The organism is Micromonospora sp. NPDC049049 (assembly GCF_040649115.1).
Taxonomy (GTDB): domain Bacteria; phylum Actinomycetota; class Actinomycetes; order Mycobacteriales; family Micromonosporaceae; genus Micromonospora.
In genome coordinates this window covers 128,649-151,043 of sequence record NZ_JBEZEX010000012.1, presented here as the reverse complement: position 1 = coordinate 151,043, position 22,395 = coordinate 128,649, and the positions used below count along the sequence as shown (strand labels likewise).

Sequence of the window (22,395 nt, the reverse complement as noted above, 5' to 3'; positions counted from 1 at the left end):
GCCCACCCCCTCGAAGGGACGACATGGACCTCGCCGCCCCGCCGTCGCTGTTGCCCGACTCCCTGCGCCTGCGGCGTCACCTGCACGTCGGCGGGGAGTGGACCCCTCCCGCCGACTCCGGCCTCATCGACGTGGAGAACCCGAGCACCGGGGACCTGATCGGGCAGGTGCCGGCCGGCACCCCGGCCGACGTGGATCGCGCCGTTGCCGCGGCCCGGTCCGCGTTTCCCGGCTGGTCGGCCGCCACCCCCGCCGAGCGCTCCGCCCACCTCGACCGGCTGCACGCGGCGCTCACCGCCCGCGCCGACGACCTCGCCCGCACCATCGCCGTCGAGCTGGGCTCTCCGCTCAAGCTCGCCACCCGGGTGCAGGTCGGGCTCCCACTGACCGTGCTGCGCGACCACGTCGCGCTCGCCGCCCGTGCGCCGGTCGAGGAGAGCATCGGCAACTCCCTCGTCGTCCGGGAGCCGATCGGCGTGGTCGGCGCGATCACCCCGTGGAACTACCCACTGCACCAGGTGATGGCGAAGCTCGCACCCGCCCTGGCCGCCGGCTGCACCGTGGTGCTCAAACCCAGCGAGCTGACCCCGTTGACCGCGTACCTGCTCTTCGACGCGGTCACCGAGGCCGGCCTGCCGCCGGGCGTGCTCAACCTGGTTCCCGGCACCGGGCCGGTGGTAGGTGAGGCGCTCGCCGGGCACCCCGACGTCGACCTGGTCTCCTTCACCGGCTCCACCGCCACCGGCGCGCGAATCATGCGGCTCGCCGCCGACCGGATCGCCCGGGTCGCGCTGGAGCTGGGCGGCAAGTCCGCCAACGTGGTCCTCCCCGACGCCGACCTGGCCACCGCCGTCAAGGTGGGCGTCGGCAACGCCCTGCTCAACTCCGGGCAGACCTGTACCGCCTGGACCAGGATGCTGGTGCACCGCGACCGGTACGACGAAGCCCTCGACCTGATCGCCGCGGCGGTGGCCGGCTACCGACTCGGCGACCCGTTCGACCCGGCGACCCGGCTCGGCCCGCTGGTCTCCGCAGCCCAGGCCCAGCGGGTGCGTGGCCACATCGACCGGGCCCTCGCCGACGGCGCCCGGCTGGTCGCCGGCGGGCCCGACGCCCCGGTGCCGTCCCGGGGGCACTTCGTCGCCCCGACCGTCTTCGCCGACGTGCACCCCGACAGCGCGCTGGCCCAGGAGGAGGTCTTCGGCCCGGTGCTCGCCGTCATCCCGTTCGCCGACACCGACGAGGCGGTCGCCATCGCCAACAACTCGAAGTACGGGCTGGCCGGCGCGGTCTGGTCAGCCGACACCGACGCGGCGCTCGCGGTGGCCCGGCGGTTGCGTACCGGCGCTGTCGACATCAACGGCGCCCCGTTCAACCCGCTCGCCCCGTTCGGTGGCTACAAGCAGTCCGGCCTGGGCCGGGAGTTGGGCGTGCACGGGCTGGCCGAGTTCTGCGAACTGAAGGCGATCCAGCGATGACCGATCCCGAGCTGTCCCCGGCCGTGCCCGCAGGCCGGCCCGAGCTGTCCCCGGCCGCGCCGGGTGGCGGCGCCGGGCCGGCGTCCGCGCCGGTCATCGTTCGCGCGCTGGTCGCGCGCGGCTCCGGCGCCGAGCTGCGGGTCGAGCGGGTACGCCTGCCCGCGCCCGGCCCCGGCGAGGTGCGGGTGACGATCAGGGCGGCCGGTGTCTGCCACTCCGACCTGTCCATGGTCAACGGCACCCTCGCCGCGAGGTTCCCGCTGGTGCTCGGGCACGAGGCGACCGGTGTGGTGGCCGAGGTCGGGCCGGGCAGTCAGCTGACCGTCGGCACACCGGTGGTGCTCAACTGGGCGCCGGCGTGCCGGGCCTGCTGGTGGTGTCGGCGTGGCGAGCCGTGGCTCTGCGCCGACACCACGGCCCCGACCGTGTCGCGCGGCGAGACCGACGACGGGGTCCCGTTGCACCTGACCCTCGGCCTCGGCGCGCTCGCCGAGGCGGTGGTGGTACCCGAACGTGCCGTCATTCCGATCCCCGCCGGGTTGCCGCCCGAGCAGGCCGCACTGCTCGGCTGTGCGGTGCTCACCGGCGTCGGTGCGGTCCGGAACACCGCCCGGGTGACACCCGGCGAGTCGGTCGCGGTCGTCGGGCTCGGTGGCGTCGGGCTCGCCGTGCTCAGCGCGGCCCGCCGGGCCGGTGCCACGACGATCCTGGCCATCGACGTCGCCGAGGCGAAACGGGACCTGGCGCTCGCCGCCGGGGCGACCGACTTCCTGCTCTCCGACGACCGGCTCTCCAAGGAGGTACGGGCGCGCACCGAGAGCCGGGGCGTCGACCACGCCTTCGAGTGCGTCGGTCGGGCCGCCACCATCCGCGCCGCCTGGCGGCTGACCCGGCGTGGGGGAGCGGTGACAGTGGTCGGCATGGGCGCCAAGGACGACATGGTCAGCCTGGGCGCGCTCGACATCTTCCACTCCGCGCGCACCCTGCGCTCCTCGGTGTACGGCTCGTCCGATCCGGACCGGGAGGTGCCGGTGCTGGCCGCCGAGCTCGCCGACCGCGCACTGGATCTGGGTGTGCTGGTCAGTGGGACGATTCCGTTGGACGAGGCGCCTGCGGCGTTCGACCGGTTGGCGCGGGGTGAGGGCGCTCGCTGGGTGGTCACGCTGGACTGACGCTGGTCACCGCCGCCGCGACGCGACCATCGACATCCCAGCGATTTGTCGGGGCGACTGGCGTGTCTGGCCAGGGAGCCTGGGGTCGGCCCGGGAAGGGCCAACCCTGGGCACCCTGGCGACGAGAGCCGGGCGACCGGTCAGAAGGGTGGGGCGTCCTCGCCCATCAGCGCCAGCACGACGCCACCCTTGCCGCTCTTGAGGCCCTGGACCACGACCTTGCCGGTGCTGCCGTCGGGCAGCTCCAGGGTGAAGGTCTTTCCGACCGCGTTCTTGGGGCCGTTTCCGGCGCTGTTGGCGGGTCGGAAGTCGCCTGCCCAGGGCGGAATCCCGCCCCTACGGGCCGGCTCGGCGAAGAGCGCGGCGGTGCCGGGGGTCCTGGTGCCGTCTGCGGAAAGGAGCACTGAGGCGCTGCGAAAGGTAGCCATATGCGCAAAGGCTAACCCGGACAACGCCGTTCGCGGTACCACAGTTGCCGGTGGCGGCGATTCGCTCGACCTCTGGCCCACCCCGCCAGGGGTGGGCCAGCCTCGGCTTACTTGCCGGTGACGATGCCCGGGTTGATGCAGAGCCCCGGATTCGCGCCGTTCTTCTCCGCGATCTCCAGACAACGGGTCACCTTGTCGACCTTCGCGTTGGTCTCGGTGATCTGCTTGGAGATCTCGGCGTTCTTGCGGTCCTGCTCCAGGTTGCGGGTCTGCGCCAGCTTGTCCTGGAACGCCTTGATGTTGCCCTCGGTCTTGTCGTCGTGGTTCACCCGGGTGATGGTCACCGAAAGGATGTCCACGTCGGTGGCGAGGCGCGCCTCCGCGCTGGTCTTGATGTTCGCGGCGAACGGCTTCAGGTCGACGTTGAGGTCGCCGGTCTGGGCGTCGATCTTCTCCAGGGGGTTGTACGCGGCGAAGGCGTCGTTGACCGCGCTGTCCAGCTGCACACCCACCCGCTGACCCCGGAAGCTGCCGAAGTCGCCCTTGTAGTCCATGAACTGCTTCGGCGCGTTCTCCGGCTTGACCTGCCATTCGACAAGCACCTCGACGCAGGCGTCGGCGAGGGTGCCGGTGCGCACGCGTACGCAGTTGTTGCCGCCGATGTGGTCGTACTTCTGGCGGCCCGCGTCCCACTCGCCGACCTTCTGCCAGGGCGCCACCCACTTCAGGCCCGAGCCGGTCACCTGCCCGGTGGGCTTGCCGAAGCTGGTGACGATGCCGACCGAGCGGATGGGCACGGAATGGGCGCTCGAGGCGACGCCGACCACCAGCGTGAGGGCGAGGAAGCCGAGCGCCGCGAGGGCGGCCATCCGCTTGAGCGGCCGTGCGGGAGCGACGAGAGCGACGACGGCGCTGACCGCCAGGGCGACGGCGAAGACGATCGCCATGGTGAAGCCGACGGGCATGGGGTGGGGACCTTCCGGTGGGCTGTGTGGATCATCAACCTAGGGGGTCCGGTCAAGTCGACGGCGCGGGGGAGTGGAGTTCAGGCACGTCAACTGCGGGGCGAATATGGATCCCATCGACATGGTTCGACTCCGGAGGCCCGCCGTAGGTTTCGTCCACGCGACGGGCCTGTGACCGTGGTCACCGAGCCGACCGTCGCCGCGACGTGCGGAGGATGAGGCGATGGCCGGGCAAGCGCTCCTGTCGGCCCGTGGGCTGACCCGCGACTTCCGGGGCTTCCGGGCGGTCGACGACGTCGACCTCGACGTGGCGTCGGACAGCGTGCACGCGCTGGTCGGCCCGAACGGCGCGGGCAAGACCACCCTGTTCAACCTGCTCACCGGCTTCCTCCGCCCCAGTGGCGGCCGGATCGAGCTGGCCGGGCGGGACGTCACCGGGCTGCCCCCCGAGCAGGTGGCACGGCTCGGCGTGGCCCGTTCGTTCCAGATCACCAGTCTTTTTCCCCAACTGTCCGCGCGCGAACACGTCGCGCTGGCGTTGCAGTCGTCCAGCGGGCTGGGCTGGCGGTTCTGGCGGTCGGCGAAGCTGATGGGCCGTTACACCGAACGGGCCGACGAACTGTTGGCGATGGTGGGACTGGCCGAGTTGGCGCACGCCCCCTCGGCGTCCCTGGCGTACGGCCGGAAACGAGCCCTGGAGCTGGCCATCGCCCTGGCGCTGGACCCGAAGGTGCTGCTGCTCGACGAGCCGACCGCGGGCATGGGCCTGGAGGACGTCGACCGCACCGTCGAGCTGATCGGTCGGGTCCGGCAGGGCCGGACCGTGGTGATGGTCGAGCACAACATGAGCGTGGTCGGCCGCCTCGCCGACACCGTCACCGTGCTCCAGGCCGGCAAGGTCCTCGTCGAGGGCCCGTACGAGCAGGTCCGCGCCGACGAGCGCGTGATCACCGCCTACCTGGGAGCCGCCGATGCTGCGCATTGAGAACCTGTCCGCCTTCTATGGCGAGGCACAGGTGCTGCGCGAGGTCAGCCTCGAGGTCTCCGCCGGCGAGGTGGTCACCCTGGTCGGCCGCAACGGTGCCGGCAAGTCCACTCTGCTGCGCTGCGTGATGGGGCTGCACCCCGGTCAGCGCGGCACGGTGGAGCTGGACGGGCGGGACATCACCGGGTTGGCGGCGCACAAGCGGGCCCGCCTGGGGCTGGGCTGGGTGCCCGACGACCGGGGCAGCTACGCCACGTTGACCGTCACCGAGAACCTCACGCTGCCACCCACCGTCGGCCCCGACCCGTGGTCGCTGGAGCGGGTGTACGAGGCGTTCCCGGCCCTGTACACCCGACGGGACTCGGCGGCCACCATGCTCTCCGGCGGCGAGCAGCAGATGCTCGCGCTGGCCCGGGTACTGCGGATGGGCGCCCGGCTGCTGCTCTGCGACGAGCCCACCGAAGGGCTGTCGCCACTGCTGGTGCAGCAGGTCGGCGACCTGCTGCGCGAGGCCAAACGGCACGGGGTGACAGTGCTGCTGGTCGAGCAGAACCTGCACTTCGCCACCGGTGTCGCCGACCGGCACTACCTGCTGGCCGAGGGCCGGGTCGCCGAGGCGATGGACAACTCCGAGGTGCGTTCGCGCGAACGCGAACTGCTCGCGTACCTCGGGATCTGAATGTTCTCAACGACGACCCGCGCGACGCCGCGCGGAATGGATGGAGTGGGCATGCGTAGGACGATGGGTGTGGCCGCGGCGTCGGCCGTGGTGGTGCTGGCCGCCGGGTGCGGTGGCGGTGGCCCCCAGTCGAGTGGCGACCAGAAGCTGACCGGCGACAAGATCGTGCTGGGCGTGCTCAACGACCAGTCCGGGGCGTACTCGGAGTTGTCCGGAAAGAACTCGGTGGCGGCCGTGGAGATGGCCATCGCCGACTTCACCGCGAAGTACGGCGACAAGGCGGTGACCAAGGACATCACCGTGGAGACCGCGGACCACCAGAACAAGCCGGACGTGGCCAACTCCAAGGCCCAGGAGATGTACGACCGCAAGGGCGTCGACCTGATCCTGGACGTGCCCACCTCGTCGGCCGCGTTGAAGGTCGCCGACGTGGCGAAGGAGAAGAAGAAGCTCTACTTCAACATCGGGGCGGCGACCACCGACCTGACCGGCAAGAGCTGCAACAAGTACACCTTCCACTACGCGTACGACACGTACATGCTGGCCAACGGCACCGGAAAGACCACCACCGAGCAGATCGGCAAGAACTGGTACATCCTCTACCCGAACTACGCCTTCGGTCAGGACATGGAGAAGAGCTTCTCCACCGCGATCACGGCGGCCGGCGGCACTGTCGTCGGCAAGGACGGGGCGCCGTTCCCGAACACCAGCGGTGACTTCTCCACCTTCCTGCTCAAGGCGCCGAACCTGAACCCGAAGCCGGACGTGCTGGGCACCATGCAGGCCGGCGCGGAGCTGGTCAACGTGGTGAAGCAGTACAACGAGTTCAAGCTGCGGGACAAGGGCGTCGGCCTGGCGGTGGGGCTGATGTTCCTCACCGACATCCACTCGCTCACCCCGGCCGCGCTGGCCGGCACCACGTACACCGACGCCTGGTACTGGAACTTCGACGCGAAGAACCGGGAGTTCGCCGACCGCTTCCAGCAGAAGGCCGGCACCCGGCCGACCTTCGCGCACGCCGCCAACTACTCCGCGGCCCTTCAGTACCTGGAGGCGGTGCAGGCCGCCGGCACCGACGACGCGGACGCCGTGGTCAAGGGCCTGGAGGGCAAGACGGTCGAGGACGTCTTCCTGCGCAACGGGAAGATCCGCGCCGAGGACCACCGGGTGGTGCACGACGCGTACCTGGCCCAGGTGAAGTCGCAGTCCGAGGTCGCCGAGCCGTGGGACTACGTGAAGGTGCTCAAGACGATCCCCGCCGCGGAGGCGTTCCGCGCGCCCTCGGCGGACTGCAAGCTGTGAGTGCGAGGAGTGAGCGGGTTGTGCGAGCCCCGCAGTCACGAACGGATGTGACGCGGTGAGCGGATTCGCGCAGAACACGTTCAACGGGCTGGTGAGTGGGGCGTTCTACGCCCTGCTCGCCCTCGGGCTCGCGGTCATCTTCGGAATGCTGCGAGTCGTCAACTTCGCCCACGGCGCGTTCTACATGCTCGGCGCGTTCGGGGCGTACGTGCTGCTCAGCGAGGCGGGCGTGCCGTTCTGGGCCGCCCTGGTGATCATGCCGGTGGGGCTGGGTCTGCTCGGCATGGCGCTGGAACGCGCGGTGATCCACCGCCTGACCAAACTGGACCCGCTCTACAACTTCCTGCTCACCTTCGGTCTGACGCTGATCCTTCAGGACCTGGTGAAACTGCGCTACGGCGTGCAGTCCAGCCCGTACGAGACGCCGTCGCTGTTGAGCGGGTCGGTCGACTTCGGGCTGTTCGACTTCCCGACGTACCGGGTGTTCATCCTCGGCTTCGCGGTGCTGCTCTGCGTCGCGGTGTGGTGGGTGCTGACCCGGACCCGGATCGGCATGGTGGTCCGTGCGGCCACCGAGCGGCCGGACCTGACCCCTGCGTTCGGCATCGACGTCGGACGGTGGGTGACCCCGGTCTTCGGCTTCGGCATCGGGCTGGCCGGCCTCGCCGGTGTGCTGGCCGCGCCGATGCGCGCGGTCAACCCGCTGATGGGCGCCGACCTGATCATCGTGGTGTTCGCGGTGGTGGTGATCGGCGGGCTGGGCTCGATCTTCGGGTCGGTCGCCGCAGGCTTCGGCATCGGACTCGTGCAGGCGTGGGGTGAGGCGTACCTCTCCAGTTTCCCGCTCGTCTCGCAGACGATCGTCTTCGTCGTGATGGCCGGCGTGCTGCTCTGGCGCCCGGCCGGCCTGTTCGGTCGGGAGGAGGCCCCCGCATGACCAACACCGTGGACACTCCTACCGACGCGTCCCGTTCGACGCCACCGTCCGGGCTGATCGCCGTGGCCCGGGCCCCCGGCTGGGTCCGGTACGCGCTGCTCGCCGTCGGCCTGGCCGTCGCGGCGTGGCTGCCCAACGGCCTCTACCCGGCGGTCGCGGTGGACATCCTCTGCTGGGCGCTCTTCGCCGTGGCGGTGGACCTGCTGCTCGGCTTCACCGGGCTGATGTCCTTCGGCCACGCCGCGTTCTGGGGCACCTCCGCGTACGTCACCGGGCTGGTGGCCATCCACGTCGGCCTGCCGTTTCCCCTCGCGGTGCTGGCCGGGGCCCTCGCCGCGGCCGTGCTGGCGGTGCCGATCGGGTACCTGGCGGTCAAGCGGACCGGCATCTACTTCGCCATGGTGACCCTGGCCTTCGCGCAGATGGTCTACTACGTCGCCAACGAGTGGCGCTCGGTGACGCAGGGCGAGAACGGCCTCCAGGGGGTGCCCCGCGAGCTGTTCGGCGTCGACCTCACCGACGACTACTTCTTCTACTACGCGATCCTGCCGATCGTGCTGCTCGGGCTCGCCGCCGCCTGGCGGATCGTGCACTCACCGTTCGGTCGGGTGCTGGTCGGCATCCGGGACAACCCGGCGCGGGCGCGGGCGCTGGGCTACCCGGTGCACCGCTACAAGCTCACCGCGTTCGTGCTCTCCGGGTTCATCGCCGGCCTCGGTGGCGGGTTGTTCGCGGTCGGCCACCGGTTCGTCTCGCTGGACGTGCTGCACTGGACCACCTCCGGCAAGGCGGTCATCGTGGTGGTGCTCGGCGGGATCGGCACCCTCTGGGGTGGGGTGCTCGGCGCCGCCCTCGTGGTCCGGCTGGAGGACTGGTTGTCGTTCTCCGGGTTCGAGGCGATCGGACTGGTCACCGGCGGCATCTTCGTCCTGGTCGTGGTGCTGTTCCGGCGCGGCATCTGGGGCAGCGTCGCCGCGCTGGCCCACCGGCTGGCGGCCCGCCGCCGCTGAAATTCCGCGATCGGCGCATCCACCAGGTGCCCGCCGAGCGAACCCCCGGGTAGAGAACGTCTACCCGGGGGTACGTCTGGTGCTGACCGATCCGATGCCGGCGGAGGCCGTGGAGATCGCGCACAAGCAGGTGTCGCTGGCGGCCGAGGACCTGGACGCCAACGCCGTCGCGACGCTGGTGCTGGAGTTGGCCGAGGCCTGGGGCGTGCCGGCGCTCTGGGAGCAGGTCTGTCGTCCGTTGCTGGCCCGGCTGTCGGGGCGTACCGCCGTCGAGGTCGTCGTCGAGCACGCCCTCTGCGAGGGTGTCCGGGTCGGGTTGGACGCGTACCGCCGGGAGCCGGGCCGGTCACTGCGCACCGGCGGGGTGCTGCTGGCCGGTGCCGAGAAGGAGGCGCACAGCCTGGGTCTGCTGGCGCTCGCAGCCGCGTTGCGCGAGCAGGGTCGCGGCTGTCTGAACCTTGGCCCCGCGCTGCCCTGGTCCGCGCTCACCAGTGCGGTGTACCGGGCCCGTCCGCGCACCGTCGTGCTCTGGTCGCAGACGCCGCTGACCGGCCGCGCGTACCGCCTGGTGCGCTTCGCCCGGGACTTTCCGCGCCTTCGGGTGTACGGCGCGGGGCCGGGCTGGATCGAGCCGCTCAGCGGTCCGGCGGTGCGACTCGGCACGTTGACGGAGGCCGTCGACGCCTGCCTGTCGGTCGCGACCGGGCGTGATGCCCACCACATACGATACGGATCGGTGCCGTATCGTTAATGCGCGTCGTAGGCTGATCCGCGTTACGAGTCTGACCCGTATCGTATTGCGTCTCGGGTGACAAGCGTGGGGGGAAAGCCAGGCATGGAGCTGCACAACAACACCGGACACCCGAGGCGGTGGGCGATCCTGGGGGTGCTGGTGATCAGCCTCCTCGTGGTCGTCCTCGACAACACGATCCTCAACGTCGCCCTGCGCACCCTGGCCGACCCGGTGCACGGTCTCGGCGCCAGCCAGGGCGAGCTGGAGTGGTCCATCAACTCCTACACGCTCGTCTTCGCCGGGCTGCTGTTCACCTTCGGAGTCCTCGGCGACCGCGCCGGCCGCAAGCGCTTCCTGATGATCGGTCTGGTGCTGTTCGGCCTGGCGTCGCTGCTCTCCGCGTACGCCCAGAGCCCCGGACAGCTCATCGCGGCCCGCGCCCTGATGGGGGTCGGCGGCGCGGCCATCATGCCGGTGACACTGTCGATCATCTCCAACGTCTTCGACCCGCGCGAGCGTGGTCGGGCCATCGGTGTCTGGGCCGGCGCGGTCGGTCTCGCCGTGGCGATCGGCCCGATCCTCGGCGGCGCGCTGCTGGAGCACTTCTGGTGGGGCTCGGTCTTCCTGATCAACGTGCCGGTGGTCGCCGCCGGCGTGGTCCTGGTGGCGCTGCTGGTCCCCGAGTCGCGTGACCCGCGGCCCGGCCGGATCGACGTGCTCGGCGTGCTGCTCTCCGTGGTCGGCCTGGTCACCCTCTCCTACGGCATCATCGACGGCGGCGAGCACGGCTTCGACCGCCCGCTGGCCTGGGGCTCGATCCTGGTGGGCATCGCGGTGCTGGCCTGGTTCGTGCAGCACGAGCGGCGCAGCGACCACCCGTCGCTGGACGTCCGACTGTTCAAGGTGCCCCGGTTCGCCGCGCCGGTCGCCATCGTCGGCCTGGTCTTCTTCGCCGCGATGGGCTCGATGTTCTTCGGCTCGTTCTACCTGCAACTCGTACGCGACTACAGCCCGTTGCAGACCGGCCTGCTCTTCCTGCCGTTCGCCGGCGCCCAGCTGGTCTTCGCGCCGCGCAGCGCCGCGATGGTCCGCCGCTACGGCGGTAAGGCCGTCGCCGCCGTCGGGTTGGGGTTGACTGTGGTGTCCCTCGCCGCCTTCGTCTTCATCGGCGCCTCCACCCCGATCTGGATCGTGCTGCTGGTCTTCCTCATTCAGGGCGCCGGGATGGCCAACATCATGCCGCCGGCCACCGAGTCGATCATGTCGGCGCTGCCCCGGGAGAAGGCCGGTGTGGGCTCCGCGGTCAGCAACACCATCCGCCAGGTGGCCGGTGCGCTCGGCGTTGCCGTCCTCGGCTCGGTGCTCTCAGCGGTCTACCGCAGCGACATCGGTGACGCCCTGACCGGTCTGCCCACCCAGGCCCAGGACGCGGCCAACGAATCGATCTCCGGGGCGTACGCGGCGGCGGGCCAGCTCGGCCCAGCGGCCCCGGGGCTGATCTCGGCGGCCAATGACGCCTTCGTCACCGCCATGCACTGGGCGGCCGGGCTGTCCGCGGTGATCGCCGCACTCGGGATGATCGTGGTGCTGCGCTGGATGCCGGGCAAGGAGGACGCGAGCGTCGCCCCGGCGGCGCCGGTCGCCGAGCCCGAGTTGGCCGGCACGGCATAGGTCCGGGAAGAATGACGGAAATGACGTCCACTGCTGATGCTCCGCGGTCGCCCGGTCGACCGCGGAGCATCCGCGCCGACGAGGCCATCATCGAGGCCACCCTCGACCTGCTCGCCGAGGGCAGCACCATCGAGGCGCTCTCGATCGAGGCGATCGCCGCCCGCGCCGGGGTCGGCAAGGCCACCATCTACCGCCGCTGGGCCGGCAAGGACGCGTTGCTGCTGGACGCGTTGCGCCGCCTCAAGGGCGTCATGGCCCAGCCGGCGGGCCACTCCGTCCGCGACGACCTGGTGCTGCTGGTCGGCGCGATCGGCAAGAACGTCGACCCGCGAGCAGCCAAGATCATGCCCTGCCTGGCACCCGCGGTGAACCGCAGCGCCGACCAGTTCCAGCTCTACCAGAACATCATCTCGCCCCGACGGCAGCTGATGCGCGAGGTGCTGCGGCGCGGCATCGACGAGGGGGTGCTGCGCGCCGACATCGACGTCGAGGTGACGATGGCGCTGCTCACCGGGCCGATGCTGATCCAGCGGGTGCTCCAGTGGAACCCGGACCTGGACGAGCAGACCCTGCCCGAACGGGTCGTCGACGCCGTGCTGGAGGGCATCCGGGCCCGCTGACGCCGGGTGCTCGGTCGGCGCGTTCGTGCCCGGCTGAGGCTGCCCGCCCGCTGACACCGGCTGGTCGGTCGGCGGCTGTTGTCCGCCGACGCTGCTTGCTCGGTCGGCGGCGTTCCTGCCGCCGGCCGGCATCGGTCAGCCGGCTGGTGTGCGCAGTCGGTGCAGGCGCAGCGCGAGCTGCACCTCCAGCGCCCGCTCGGGCCGCTGCCAGTCGACACCGAGCAACTGCCCGACCCGCTCCAACCGCTGGGTCACCGTGTTGACGTGCACGTGCAGTTGCTCGGCGGCCCGGGCCAGGCTGCCGCCCACACCGAAGTACGCCTCCAGCGTCTTCACCAGAGCCGTACCGCGCCGGGCGTCGTAGTCGAGCACCGGCCCGACGGTGGCGGTGAGAAACTCGGTCACGTCCTTCTCGCCCCGGTCCCCGACAGTGCCCAGCAACAACCCGACGAAGCCCAACTCCACGGTGCTCGCGCCCTGCCCGGCGCGGCCCAGCGCGCCCAGCGCCGTCAGGCACCGGTCCGCCTCCTGAAACGTCAGGGCCAGCGCCGACGGCGCGTTCGACGGGCCACTCGCCCCGGCGGTCACCGGTCGACCGGTCACCCGGGACAGGTCCCGGGCCACCGCGCGGGCGCTGCCGCCCGCGTCCAGCCCCGGCAGCATCAGCACCACCCGGCCGTCGCGCGCCGCGGCCAGCCCGCCGCGCGCCGACGCGTACGTGGTGGCCCAGGACAGCACCCGCTGCCGAGCCGAGCCGGTCGCGGCGATCGCGTCGTCGCCCACCGCCACCAGCACGTGCGGCGCGTCCAGGTCCACCCCGAGCCGACGGGCCCGACTGCGCAGCGCGTCGGTGTCGCGCAACGGGCGGGCGATCAGGTCGTCCAGCAACTCGCCGCGCACCCGTCCCTCCGCCTCCGCGACCGTCCGGCGGAACAGCAGCAGCAGCGCGGTCACCAACGCGGCCCGCTCCAGGATGCGCTGGTCGGCGTCGACCAACTCGTCGTCCGGGCGCAGCACCAGGGCGCCCAGGTTCTCCGCGCCCGCCACCACCGCCGCGTACCAGAGCGGACCCCGACGTACGCTGCGCCCCTCGGTCCGGGACGCGGCCACCGCCTCGACGATGTCCGCGCGGTCCGGCTCCTCGATCTCACCCACCCGGGCCAGCAGGCGGCCCTCGGCGTCCAGCGCCAGCAGCGCGCCGCCCAGCACCTCGGTCACTGCGGCCGCCACGTCCTCCACGCCGCCGCCGCGCAGCACCAGCGCGGTCATCCGGTCGTGTGCCGCGGCGGCCCGCTCCACCGAGCTGCTGTGCGCCCGAATGGTGGTGTTCGCCGCTGACAACTCGGCCAAGGCCGAACGGGTCTCCGTCAGCAGCCGGGCGGTGTCGATCGCCACCGCGGCGTGCGCGGCCAGCGACACCAGCAGCGCCACCTCCTCCCGAACGAACGGCCGGGCCGAACGATTGGCCGCGTAGAGCACGCCGATGGAGGTCGAACCGAGCCGCAGCGGCACCCCCAGGATCGCCACCAGACCCTCCTCGCCCACCCCGGCGTCGATCTCGCCGGTGTGGTGGAAGCGCGCGTCCTCGCCGTAGTTGGCGGTGACGTACGGGGCACCGGACTGGGCCACCAGGCCACCGAGACCGGCACCCATCGGCAGACGCAGCCGCTGGAAACGGGCCGAGACCGACCCGTCGGTCACCCGCATGTAGGTGTCGCCACGTTCGTCGTCGTTGAGCGTCATGTACGCCACGTCCGCGCCCAGCAGATGACGGGCCCGGTGCACGATCGCCCGCAACACGTCGTCCAGATCGCGCAGCCCCGCCAGGTCGCTGACCGTGTCGTACAGGCCGGACAGCTCGCTCTCCCGGCGGCGGCGACGCTCCAGCAGCGCGCGGACCCGCAACGCCACCGACTTGGCCTGCTCCAGCTCGGCCAGCCGGTCCGGCGGTAGCCCGGCGGCCCGCGCGGCCACCAGCGGTCCCTCGAACTCGACCGCCGCGGCCTCTCGGGCGAGCAGCTCCAGGAACTCCACCGGCGAAGACATGGTCGACATTGTGCTCAGCCCCACTAGTTGGCCGTCCAGCCCCCGTCGAGGGCGATCGACGCCCCGGTGATGAACGCCGCCGGCGGCGAGCAGAGGTACGCCAGCAGCTCGGCCACCTCCTCCGGCTCGATCAACCGTTTGATCGCGGCCCGGGCCAGCATGATCTTCTCGATCACCTCGGCCTCGTCGATGCCGTGACTGGCCGCCTGGTCGGCGATCTGGCTCTCCACCAGCGCGGTACGCACGTACGCCGGGTTGATGCAGTTGGCGGTGACGCCGTGCGCGGCGCCCTCCAACGCGACCACCTTCGACAGCCCCTCCAGGGCGTGCTTGGCCGAGACGTAGGCCGCCTTGTACGGCGAGGCGCGCAACCCGTGCACCGAGGAGATGTTGACGATCCGCCCCCAGCCCCGCGCGTACATGTGCGGCAGCGCCCGGCGGATCAGCAGGAACGGCGCCTCCACCATCACCCGCTGGATGTACTCGAACCGCTCGACGGGAAAGTCCTGCAACGGTGCGACGTGCTGGAGCCCGGCGTTGTTCACCACGATGTCCACGTCCACGTCGAGCGAATCCACCGCCGCGGCGTCGGACAGGTCCACGCCCTCGGCCCGGCCACCGACCTCGGCGGCCACCGCCTTGGCCGCCTCCAGGTTGCGGTCCACCACGAGCACCTTGGCGCCGGCCGCGCCCAGCCGCAGGGCGCACGCCCGCCCGATACCGCTGCCACCCCCGGTCACCAGGGCGGTCCGACCGGAGAGGTCGAGCTGTACGACGTGGGGGACCACCACGGGTTCTGCCGTCATGGCGCAAGAAGTTACGAGCTGTGTGCTCCCCGGCACATGGGCCAGCGACACATACTCCGTACCAAAGCTGTGTGGCCCCACCCGCCCCCTACTACCCGCTCCCACCCACCGCCCCCTTCCACCCGCTCCCGCGCCGCGCCGCCCTTCTCGCCGCCCCGCCCCGTCCCGCGCGCCGCAAGATCGCGCAACATCCTGGATGTAGTGGCATCCAGGCGCGCCGTGGCCACTAAATCCTGGATCGAGCGTGACCTTGACGACGGTGGGCGCCCCGCAGACCGCCCCCGGTCAGTCGGAGCGGCGTTTGTCGTCAAGATCCGCGCAATATCAGGGATGTTGCTGTCTCTCGCGCGCCGGAGGCAGCAACATCCAGCAAGTTGCGCAGATCTTGGGGCGAGGGCGCGAGGGCGCGAGGGCGCGGGGGCGGGCGCGCGGGGCGCGCGGGGCGCGGGGGCGGGCGCGCGGGGCGCGGGGGATAGGGCGTGGGGGCGTTGGGGGTGTGGGAGGGCGTGTCCCGTGGGGCTGGTGGGAAGGGCGCCGGTTAGGGTGTCGAACACACGTACTGCTGACGGCTGGGGAGGGGGCGGCGTGCGCGTGCTCGGTGTGGACCCGGGGTTGACCCGGTGCGGGGTGGGTGTGGTCGAGGGTGTGCCCGGCCGGCCCTGCACCCTGGTCGCCTACTACGTGGTCTACACAGACCCGGCCGACGACCTGGCGTTGCGCCTGTTGCACCTGGACCGGTCGCTGAACAAGCTGGTGGCCGAGCATCAACCGGAGAGCGTCGCCGTCGAGCGCGTGTTCAGTCAGCACAACGTTCGTACCGTGATGGGCACCGCGCAGGCCAGTGGCATCGCCGTGCTGGCCGGGGCGCGGGCCGGGCTGCCGGTGCAGACGTACACCCCGAGCGAGGTGAAGGCCGCCGTGACGGGGTCCGGTCAGGCCGACAAGGCGCAGATGACCGCGATGGTGACCCGGCTGTTGCGGCTGGCCGAGCCGCCGAAGCCGGCGGACGCCGCCGACGCGCTGGCCCTGGCCATCTGCCATGTGTGGCGCGGCGGGACCCGCTCCAAGCTGGCCGCCGCGGCGGACCGGGCACGACGAGGAGGAGCACGATGATCGCCAGCGTGCGCGGCACGGTGACCGCGACGGGTCCGGACCAGGCGGTGATCGAGGTCGGCGGGGTCGGGCTCGCCGTGCACTGCGCCCCGGGGACCCTCGCGGAGCTGCGGGTCGGCCAGGTCGCCCGGCTCGCCACCAGTTTGATCGTGCGGGAAGACTCGCTGACTCTTTACGGCTTCGCCGACGATGACGCCAAGTCCCTGTTCGAGCTGCTCCAGACCGCGAGTGGCGTCGGCCCGCGACTGGCCCAGGCGGTGCTGGCGGTGCACACCCCGGACGCGGTACGCAAGGCGATCGCCAACGCGGACACGGCCGCCCTGACCCGCGTACCCGGGATCGGCAAGAAGGGCGCGGAACGTCTGGTGCTGGAGCTACGGGACCGGATCGGCCCGGTGCCGATCGGTGCCGACGGGGCGGCCGGGGTGACCCGCGGCAGCTGGCCCGACCAGGTCCGGCAGGCGCTGGTGGGGCTGGGTTGGACGGCCGGGCAGGCCGATCAGGCGGTGGCCGCGGTGGCGGAGTCGATCGAGGGTGAGACCCCGCCGGTGCCGGTCCTGCTCAAGCAGGCCATCCGACTGCTGGGCCGCACCCGATGACCGCCCGGGCGGCACGATGAGCGCGAGGAGTGAGCCGGGTTTGCGAGCCCCGCAGTCGCGAATAAAGGCGGCACGATGAGTGAGACCGAGGGGCTCGTCTCGGCGTACGTCAGCGACGCCGATCGGGACGCGGAGGCCACGGTGCGGCCGAGGCGGCTGGCCGAGTTCATCGCCCAGGACCGGGTACGCGACCAGCTCGACCTGTTGTTGCAGGGCGCGATGCGGCGGGGGTCGCCGCCGGACCACATCCTGCTGTCCGGCCCACCCGGGTTGGGCAAGACGAGTCTGGCCAACATCGTCGCCGCCGAGCTGGGCGCGGGCATCCGGGTGACCAGCGGCCCGGCGATCGAGCGTTCCGGCGATCTGGCGGCGATCCTCACCAGCCTCGCCGAGGGCGACGTGCTCTTCATCGACGAGATCCATCGGATCGCGCGGCCGGCGGAGGAGTTGCTGTACAGCGCGATGGAGGACTTCCGGGTCGACGTGGTGGTGGGCAAGGGGCCCGGTGCGACGGCGATCCCGCTGGACGTCGAGCCGTTCACCCTGGTCGGCGCGACGACCCGTTCGGGTCTGTTGACCGGGCCGATGCGGGACCGGTTCGGCTTCGTGGCGCACCTCGACTTCTACGCGCCGGCGGATCTGGAGACGCTGCTGCACCGTTCGGCGCGGATCCTGGGGGTGCCGATCACCCCGGAGGGCGCCACCGAGATCGCCGGTCGGTCCCGGGGCACGCCCCGGATCGCGAACCGGCTGCTGCGCCGGGTCCGCGACTACGCCGAGGTCCGGGCGGACGGGGTGGTCGATCTCGACACCGCGCGCGCGGCCCTGATCGTGTACGACGTGGACGCGCTCGGCCTGGACCGGCTGGACCGGGCGGTGTTGACCGCGTTGGTCGACTCGTTCCGGGGCGGCCCGGTCGGGTTGTCCACCCTCGCGGTGGCGGTGGGGGAGCAGCCGGACACGGTCGAGGAGGTCTGCGAGCCGTTCCTGGTGCGGGCTGGGTTGTTGGCCCGTACGCCCAGGGGTCGGGTGGCGACCGAGGCCGCTTGGCGGCATCTGGGGCGCACACCACCGAATGGTACATTTGGTGCGGATAGTCCACCTGTGCCCGACTTGTTCTCCTTGGACGTCGATCAGCCGTGATGTGAACGTGATCTGTGCCGCATTCGGCGTTCCCAGGTGCAGGGTTTAGACTTCGCCGCGGTCTGTACAGGACGTGAGAATCCGCCTCCGCTCCGGCACCCCGGTGCCGGGCAGGTGGCCAATGGGAAGGTCAGTAACCGTGCAATTGGCAGCAGCGGGTGGCGGGGCCGGCGGTTTCACGCCGATCCTGATGATCGCCCTGCTCTTCGGTGTCATGTACTTCATGATGATCCGGCCGCAGCAGAAGCGCCGCAAAGAGGCAGAGGCGATGCAGTCCAACCTCGGCCCCGGCGACGAGGTCGTGACCATCGGTGGGCTCTACGGCACTGTCACCGGCATCGAGGACGACACCGTCCTGATCGAGGTCGCCCCGGGCGTGCAGACCCGGTACGCCCGCCCGGCCATCGCGCGGGTCGTCACCCGCGCGGAGCTGCCGAGCGAGCCGGTCACCGAGGACGCGGACACCGTCAAGGAGTGACCCCTTCCCTCGGGGAGCGGCGATTGCGGCGTACGGCCGGTCGGCCGGCTTCCGGGGTCGTCGCGCCCGGACGGGGCAGCGGGCGAGACGTGAAAACTGGATAGTTGGGTCGACGCCGGGCGTCGGCACGTTCCCGTGACCGTCGGCGTTCCGCGCCGGGGGCGCCCGGTCCTCGTGTCGGCATTCCGTCGGCTCAAGGCAGACCCGTCGGGCGGGACCCCCGGCCCGACACCGCCGCCGCTGCGACAGCGGCGCGACCGTACAGGGAGACAGGACAGCCGTGGCACCACCTCAGGGACAGATGCGCCCCGGGCGGCAGCTCGCCGTGCTCGGGTTCATCTTCGTGGTCCTCTATCTTCTGGTGTTCTTCGCCGGCGCCAGCGGCAGCTGGAAGGACCGGCTCGAGCCCAAGCTCGGCCTGGACCTCATCGGCGGCACGCGGGTGACACTGGAGGCGACCAACAGCGTCGACGGCAAGCCCCCGACGGCGGAGAACCTCGAGGAGGCCCGCGAGATCATCGAGAGTCGGGTCAACGCGTTCGGCGTGGCCGAGGCCGAGGTGGTCACCGAGGGCAACCGCAACATCGTCATCTCCCTGCCCGGTGAGAACCGGAACCTCGACGACGTGGGCGAAGCGGCCGAGCTGCGCTTCCGTAAGGTGCTCAAGGCCGCGTCCGGCAGCGGGGTGGCCGAGGCGCCGCCCGCCGCCGCGCCGACCCCCTCCGGCAGCGCCGCCCCGACCGGCAGCGCGACCCCGTCCGGTGCCGCGACCCCGTCCGGCAGCGCCTCGCCGAAGGTCACCTCGTCGCCCAGCGGCGGTCAGGGCGGAATGGCCCCGGCGTCGCCCAGCGCCACGCCGACCCCCTCCGCGTCCGCCACGGCCTCGCCGAGCGCCGCCGCGCCCAGCGCGAGCGCCAGTGCCGAGCCGGTGCCGGCCAGCGTCGAGCAGCAGCGCAAGGCCGTCGAGCAGAAGGTCGGCGCCGCCGCGTGGCAGGCAGCCAACGGGTTGCAGGCCCCGGCCGATCTGACCGCCGACCCGTCGCTGGCCGAGAAGCTCAAGCCGTTCGGCACGCTGTCTCCGCAGGAGGTCGCGGTGCTGCCGGCGCAGATGCAGTTCAACGTGCCGACGATCGGCTGCGCACAGCTCGACCAGCGCCCCCCGGCGTCGATCTCCGACGCGAAGCAGCAGGTGGTCTCCTGCGAGGACGGCGCGTCGAAGTACCTGCTCGACCAGGCCAAGGTGCTGGGCACCGACGTGTCCGACGCCGACGCGGTGCTCGACCAGACCAACGCCTGGGTGGTCAGCCTGGACTTCACCGGCGACGGTCAGGGCAAGTGGACCTCGCTGACCCGTGAGGCGTTCAACAACGAGGGTCAGGCCTGCGACGCGACCGCCCTGGGCCAGGACGGCAAGTGCCGGGTGGCCGTCGTGCTGGACAACAAGATCGTCTCCTCCCCGGAGATCCAGGGCGTGCTGACCGGCAACTCCCAGATCACCGGCACCTTCACCCAGAAGGACGCCAGCACCCTCGCCGGTCAGCTCCGCTACGGCGCGCTGCCGGTGACCTTCGAGCAGCAGGAAGCGCAGAACGTCACCGCCACGCTGGGTGCCAGCCACCTGCGCGCCGGTCTGCTCGCTGCCGGCATCGGCATGCTGCTGGTCATCATCTACGCGTTCTTCTACTACCGGCTGCTCGGCTCGGTGATCTTCCTGAGCCTCATCCTCTCCGCGCTGCTGGTCTTCGGCGCGCTGGTGGTGCTCGGCCGGCAGATCGGCTTCACGCTCACCCTCGCCGGCATCGCCGGAATGATCGTCTCGCTCGGTGTGGCGGCGGACTCGTTCGTCATCTACTTCGAACGACTGAAAGACGAGATCCGGGAGGGGCGCAGCCCGCGTAGCGCGGTGCCCCGCGCCTGGATCCGGGCCCGTCGGACGATCATCTCGGCCAACGCGATCACCCTGCTTTCCGCTGTGGTGCTCTACGTGGTCTCGGTCGGCACCGTCAAGGGCTTCGCGTTCGCGCTCGGCCTCGCCACCGTGCTGGACCTGGTCGTGGTCTTCCTCTTCCGGCACCCGATCATGACGATGTTCGCCCGGACCCAGGCGTTCCTGTCCCCGCGGGTCAGCGGTCTGGGCCGAGCACTGCCGGCTCGCAACCAGCCGACTCAGCCCCGCAACCCGCGCGCCAAGGAGGCCTGAGATGGCTGAAAACGGTTTGGCGAGCCGCCTCTACAACGGCGAGGCCGGTCTCAACATCGTCGGTCGACGCAAGCTCTGGTTCGGCGTCGCCGGGCTCCTCATCCTGATCGCGATCCTCAGCTTCTCGATCCGTGGGTTCAGCCTGGGCATCGAGTTCGCCGGCGGCAACTCGTTCCAGGTGCCGGCCAGCGTCGGCACCCTGGACGACGCCGAGCGGGAGGTCAACTCGGCCCTCGCCGCCGAGAACACCGGCGTCACGGTGGCCACCACGCAGAAGGTCGGCGGTCCGGGCGGCGACTCCTACGAGCTCCGCACGCCGCAGCTCACCGCCGAGCAGGCCACCGCGGTCAAGGCCCAGATCGCCGAGGACCTCGGCATCAGCGCCGACCAGATCAGCGACAACCAGGTCAGTGAGGCCTGGGGCAGCCAGGTGACCGAGCGGGCCGTACTCGGTCTGGTCATCTTCATCGCGCTGGTGATGGTCTACCTGATCCTGCGCTTCGAGTGGCGGATGGCCGTGGCCGCGGTCGCCTCGCTGATCACGAACCTGATCCTCACCGCCGGCATCTACTCGCTGGTCGGCTTCGAGGTCACCCCGTCGACGATCATCGGCTTCCTCACCATCCTGGGCTTCGCGCTCTACGACGTGGTGGTGGTCTTCGACAAGGTCCAGGAGAACACCCGGGGCATCACCGCAAACAACAACCAGACGTACGCCGAGGCGTCCAACCTGGCCATCAACCAGAGCCTGATGCGGTCGTTGAACACCTCGGTGGTCGCCCTGCTGCCGGTCGGTGGTCTGCTCTTCATCGGTGCCGGCCTGCTCGGTGCCGGCACGCTGAAGGACCTGGGTCTGGTGCTGTTCGTCGGTATGGCGGTGGCGTTCCTGACCTCCATCCTGGTGGCCACCCCGCTGCTGGCGCTGTTGAAGAACTACGACCCGCGGATCCAGGCGCACAACAAGCGCGTCCTGACCCGGCGGGGCGCGATCAGCCGCGGCGAGGTCACCGGTAAGGGTGCTGCCGCGAGCCCGGTGGCCCAGGCCGACGCGACCGACGAGCCGGTCGACCAGGACGCCGCGGCGCTGGCCGGTGCCGCCCCTAAGGTGGGCGCTCGGCCGGCGGCCAAGCGGTCCACCGGTGCCCGGGGCGGTCGCCCGGGTGGTGGCGGCAACCGGCCGGGTGGCGCCAAGCGGCGCTGACCCGACAGGAAACACCCGAACGGCGTCCGGCATGCTGTTGCCGGACGCCGTTCGTCGTCGAAGGAGAGCGAAACAGCCGTGACGGAGACCCACAGCGCCGTAGCGCACGGGGACAGTGGCCCGGAGGTGGCCCGACTGGTCGCCAGTCGGGTGCTGGACGTGCCCGACTTTCCCAAGCCCGGCGTCATGTTCAAGGACCTGATGCCACTGTTCGCCGACGGCACGGTCTTCCGTGAGGTGATCGACGGGATCGTTGCCCACCATGGGCGGGACACCTTCGACGTGGTGGTCGGCATCGAGGCGCGCGGGTTCGTCGTCGCGGCGGCCATCGCGTACGCGACCGGGATGGGCGTGGTGCCGGTGCGCAAGGCCGGCAAGCTGCCGCGCCCCGCGCACTCGGTCTCCTACGAGTTGGAGTACGGCGAGGCCACCCTCGAAGTGCACGAGGACGCCTTCACCGCCGGGCACCGGGTGCTGGTGGTCGACGACGTGCTGGCCACCGGTGGCACGGCCGAGGCGACGCTGGACCTGGTCGAGCGGGCCGGTGGCACCGTCGCCGGCTTCACTGTGCTGCTGGAACTCGGCTTCCTGGGTGGGCGCGAGCGACTGGCGCCGCGTCCCGTCCACGCCCTGTTGACTGTTTGAGCCGGTCAGTACTCTGCTGACCGTTTGGTCCCGGACCGGTCGGATGGACGCGGCGCCGACCGTCCGGCGGAGCGGCAGGGGGCCGTCCGTGCGGGTAGCATTGCCCTTTGCTGACGCCGGCGGTATCCCGTCCGGCGGGCGAGACCAGGTCGGCCGATCTTCGGCCGGCGTGTTTCCGGCGAGC

The 22,395-nt window shown here is 71.3% G+C and carries 21 protein-coding genes; 17 read left to right on the top strand and 4 right to left on the bottom strand.

The features are described from left to right. The first annotated feature begins 23 nt into the window (after window positions 1–23). Both AB0B68_RS15200 and AB0B68_RS15195 read left to right on the top strand, forming a co-directional pair. Window positions 24–1,478, top strand: a complete 1,455-nt coding sequence (locus AB0B68_RS15200) for an aldehyde dehydrogenase family protein (protein WP_357199645.1) — start codon at window positions 24–26, stop codon at window positions 1,476–1,478. Then, window positions 1,475–2,650, top strand: coding sequence for an alcohol dehydrogenase catalytic domain-containing protein (locus AB0B68_RS15195; protein WP_357260379.1), 1,176 nt, complete (start codon window positions 1,475–1,477; stop codon window positions 2,648–2,650). The genes AB0B68_RS15200 and AB0B68_RS15195 overlap by 4 nt, the downstream gene beginning before the upstream one ends. Window positions 2,651–2,790: 140 nt before the next feature. On the opposite strand, the gene AB0B68_RS15190 is transcribed toward AB0B68_RS15195, so the two are convergent. Next, window positions 2,791–3,078 carry a hypothetical protein gene (locus AB0B68_RS15190; protein WP_357199639.1) on the bottom strand — a complete coding sequence of 96 codons (288 nt, stop codon included), beginning with the start codon at window positions 3,076–3,078 and terminating at the stop codon, window positions 2,791–2,793. Between the two features lie 107 nt (window positions 3,079–3,185). Further along, window positions 3,186–4,043: an SPFH domain-containing protein gene (locus AB0B68_RS15185; protein WP_357260376.1), complete on the bottom strand. Its 858-nt coding sequence runs from the start codon at window positions 4,041–4,043 to the stop codon at window positions 3,186–3,188. Window positions 4,044–4,266: 223 nt separating this feature from the next. Between AB0B68_RS15185 and AB0B68_RS15180 the strand changes: the two genes are divergently transcribed. The 8 genes from AB0B68_RS15180 (at window position 4,267) to AB0B68_RS15145 (ending at window position 11,980) form a co-directional block, all read left to right on the top strand. Beyond that, on the top strand, window positions 4,267–5,028 hold the full coding sequence (locus AB0B68_RS15180; protein ID WP_355502683.1) for an ABC transporter ATP-binding protein: 762 nt from the start codon (window positions 4,267–4,269) through the stop codon (window positions 5,026–5,028). Beyond that, entirely contained in the window at window positions 5,015–5,707 is a 693-nt protein-coding gene (locus AB0B68_RS15175; RefSeq protein ID WP_357199633.1) for an ABC transporter ATP-binding protein, read from the top strand. The genes AB0B68_RS15180 and AB0B68_RS15175 overlap by 14 nt, the downstream gene beginning before the upstream one ends. A 63-nt stretch (window positions 5,708–5,770) precedes the next feature. After that, entirely contained in the window at window positions 5,771–7,009 is a 1,239-nt protein-coding gene (locus tag AB0B68_RS15170; protein ID WP_357199664.1) for an ABC transporter substrate-binding protein, read from the top strand. Between the two features lie 55 nt (window positions 7,010–7,064). Next, window positions 7,065–7,946: a branched-chain amino acid ABC transporter permease gene (locus AB0B68_RS15165; protein ID WP_357199630.1), complete on the top strand. Its 882-nt coding sequence runs from the start codon at window positions 7,065–7,067 to the stop codon at window positions 7,944–7,946. After that, window positions 7,943–8,956 (top strand): branched-chain amino acid ABC transporter permease, encoded by a 1,014-nt coding sequence (locus tag AB0B68_RS15160; protein ID WP_357199627.1) that lies wholly within the window; start codon window positions 7,943–7,945, stop codon window positions 8,954–8,956. The genes AB0B68_RS15165 and AB0B68_RS15160 overlap by 4 nt, the downstream gene beginning before the upstream one ends. A 79-nt stretch (window positions 8,957–9,035) precedes the next feature. Next, complete coding sequence (locus tag AB0B68_RS15155) at window positions 9,036–9,707, top strand: transcriptional regulator (protein ID WP_357199624.1); 672 nt, start codon at window positions 9,036–9,038, stop codon at window positions 9,705–9,707. Window positions 9,708–9,791: 84 nt separating this feature from the next. Beyond that, complete coding sequence (locus tag AB0B68_RS15150; RefSeq protein ID WP_357260426.1) at window positions 9,792–11,360, top strand: MFS transporter; 1,569 nt, start codon at window positions 9,792–9,794, stop codon at window positions 11,358–11,360. Between the two features lie 11 nt (window positions 11,361–11,371). After that, a complete protein-coding gene (locus AB0B68_RS15145) occupies window positions 11,372–11,980 on the top strand; it encodes a TetR/AcrR family transcriptional regulator (protein ID WP_357233019.1) in 609 nt (202 codons plus the stop codon). Between the two features lie 135 nt (window positions 11,981–12,115). Here AB0B68_RS15145 and AB0B68_RS15140 read toward each other — a convergent pair whose 3' ends face one another. Both AB0B68_RS15140 and AB0B68_RS15135 read right to left on the bottom strand, forming a co-directional pair. Continuing rightward, a complete protein-coding gene (locus AB0B68_RS15140; protein WP_357260373.1) occupies window positions 12,116–14,035 on the bottom strand; it encodes a helix-turn-helix domain-containing protein in 1,920 nt (639 codons plus the stop codon). A gap of 14 nt (window positions 14,036–14,049) precedes the next feature. Next, window positions 14,050–14,832, bottom strand: coding sequence for a 3-hydroxybutyrate dehydrogenase (locus tag AB0B68_RS15135; protein WP_357199612.1), 783 nt, complete (start codon window positions 14,830–14,832; stop codon window positions 14,050–14,052). A 585-nt stretch (window positions 14,833–15,417) separates the two neighbouring features. Here AB0B68_RS15135 and ruvC point away from each other — a divergent pair. The 7 genes from ruvC to AB0B68_RS15100 all read left to right on the top strand — a co-directional run bounded on the left by ruvC (window position 15,418) and on the right by AB0B68_RS15100 (window position 22,211). Beyond that, a complete protein-coding gene (gene ruvC, locus AB0B68_RS15130) occupies window positions 15,418–15,945 on the top strand; it encodes a crossover junction endodeoxyribonuclease RuvC (RefSeq protein WP_112584546.1) in 528 nt (175 codons plus the stop codon). Next, on the top strand, window positions 15,942–16,544 hold the full coding sequence (gene ruvA / locus AB0B68_RS15125; protein WP_210784947.1) for a Holliday junction branch migration protein RuvA: 603 nt from the start codon (window positions 15,942–15,944) through the stop codon (window positions 16,542–16,544). Before ruvC ends, ruvA begins: the two co-directional genes overlap by 4 nt. 75 nt (window positions 16,545–16,619) lie before the next feature. Beyond that, a complete protein-coding gene (ruvB, locus tag AB0B68_RS15120; RefSeq protein WP_112677965.1) occupies window positions 16,620–17,687 on the top strand; it encodes a Holliday junction branch migration DNA helicase RuvB in 1,068 nt (355 codons plus the stop codon). Between the two features lie 139 nt (window positions 17,688–17,826). Further along, window positions 17,827–18,165, top strand: a complete 339-nt coding sequence (gene yajC / locus AB0B68_RS15115) for a preprotein translocase subunit YajC (RefSeq protein ID WP_357199605.1) — start codon at window positions 17,827–17,829, stop codon at window positions 18,163–18,165. 280 nt (window positions 18,166–18,445) lie between these two features. After that, window positions 18,446–20,365, top strand: a complete 1,920-nt coding sequence (gene secD, locus AB0B68_RS15110) for a protein translocase subunit SecD (protein ID WP_357260370.1) — start codon at window positions 18,446–18,448, stop codon at window positions 20,363–20,365. A 1-nt stretch (window position 20,366) separates the two neighbouring features. Continuing rightward, window positions 20,367–21,566 (top strand): protein translocase subunit SecF, encoded by a 1,200-nt coding sequence (gene secF / locus AB0B68_RS15105; RefSeq protein WP_357260367.1) that lies wholly within the window; start codon window positions 20,367–20,369, stop codon window positions 21,564–21,566. A 78-nt stretch (window positions 21,567–21,644) separates the two neighbouring features. Continuing rightward, window positions 21,645–22,211 carry an adenine phosphoribosyltransferase gene (locus AB0B68_RS15100; RefSeq protein WP_357260364.1) on the top strand — a complete coding sequence of 189 codons (567 nt, stop codon included), beginning with the start codon at window positions 21,645–21,647 and terminating at the stop codon, window positions 22,209–22,211. Window positions 22,212–22,395 lie beyond the last annotated feature (184 nt).

Coding starts and splice junctions, on each gene's coding strand:
- AB0B68_RS15200 (WP_357199645.1), top strand. CDS start 24: ATGGACCTCGCCGCCCCGCCGTCGCTGTTGCCCGACTCCCTGCGCCTG.
- AB0B68_RS15195 (WP_357260379.1), top strand. CDS start 1,475: ATGACCGATCCCGAGCTGTCCCCGGCCGTGCCCGCAGGCCGGCCCGAG.
- AB0B68_RS15190 (WP_357199639.1), bottom strand. CDS start 3,078: ATGGCTACCTTTCGCAGCGCCTCAGTGCTCCTTTCCGCAGACGGCACC.
- AB0B68_RS15185 (WP_357260376.1), bottom strand. CDS start 4,043: ATGCCCGTCGGCTTCACCATGGCGATCGTCTTCGCCGTCGCCCTGGCG.
- AB0B68_RS15180 (WP_355502683.1), top strand. CDS start 4,267: ATGGCCGGGCAAGCGCTCCTGTCGGCCCGTGGGCTGACCCGCGACTTC.
- AB0B68_RS15175 (WP_357199633.1), top strand. CDS start 5,015: ATGCTGCGCATTGAGAACCTGTCCGCCTTCTATGGCGAGGCACAGGTG.
- AB0B68_RS15170 (WP_357199664.1), top strand. CDS start 5,771: ATGGGTGTGGCCGCGGCGTCGGCCGTGGTGGTGCTGGCCGCCGGGTGC.
- AB0B68_RS15160 (WP_357199627.1), top strand. CDS start 7,943: ATGACCAACACCGTGGACACTCCTACCGACGCGTCCCGTTCGACGCCA.
- AB0B68_RS15150 (WP_357260426.1), top strand. CDS start 9,792: ATGGAGCTGCACAACAACACCGGACACCCGAGGCGGTGGGCGATCCTG.
- AB0B68_RS15145 (WP_357233019.1), top strand. CDS start 11,372: ATGACGGAAATGACGTCCACTGCTGATGCTCCGCGGTCGCCCGGTCGA.
- AB0B68_RS15140 (WP_357260373.1), bottom strand. CDS start 14,035: ATGTCGACCATGTCTTCGCCGGTGGAGTTCCTGGAGCTGCTCGCCCGA.
- AB0B68_RS15135 (WP_357199612.1), bottom strand. CDS start 14,832: ATGACGGCAGAACCCGTGGTGGTCCCCCACGTCGTACAGCTCGACCTC.
- ruvA (WP_210784947.1), top strand. CDS start 15,942: ATGATCGCCAGCGTGCGCGGCACGGTGACCGCGACGGGTCCGGACCAG.
- ruvB (WP_112677965.1), top strand. CDS start 16,620: ATGAGTGAGACCGAGGGGCTCGTCTCGGCGTACGTCAGCGACGCCGAT.
- secF (WP_357260367.1), top strand. CDS start 20,367: ATGGCTGAAAACGGTTTGGCGAGCCGCCTCTACAACGGCGAGGCCGGT.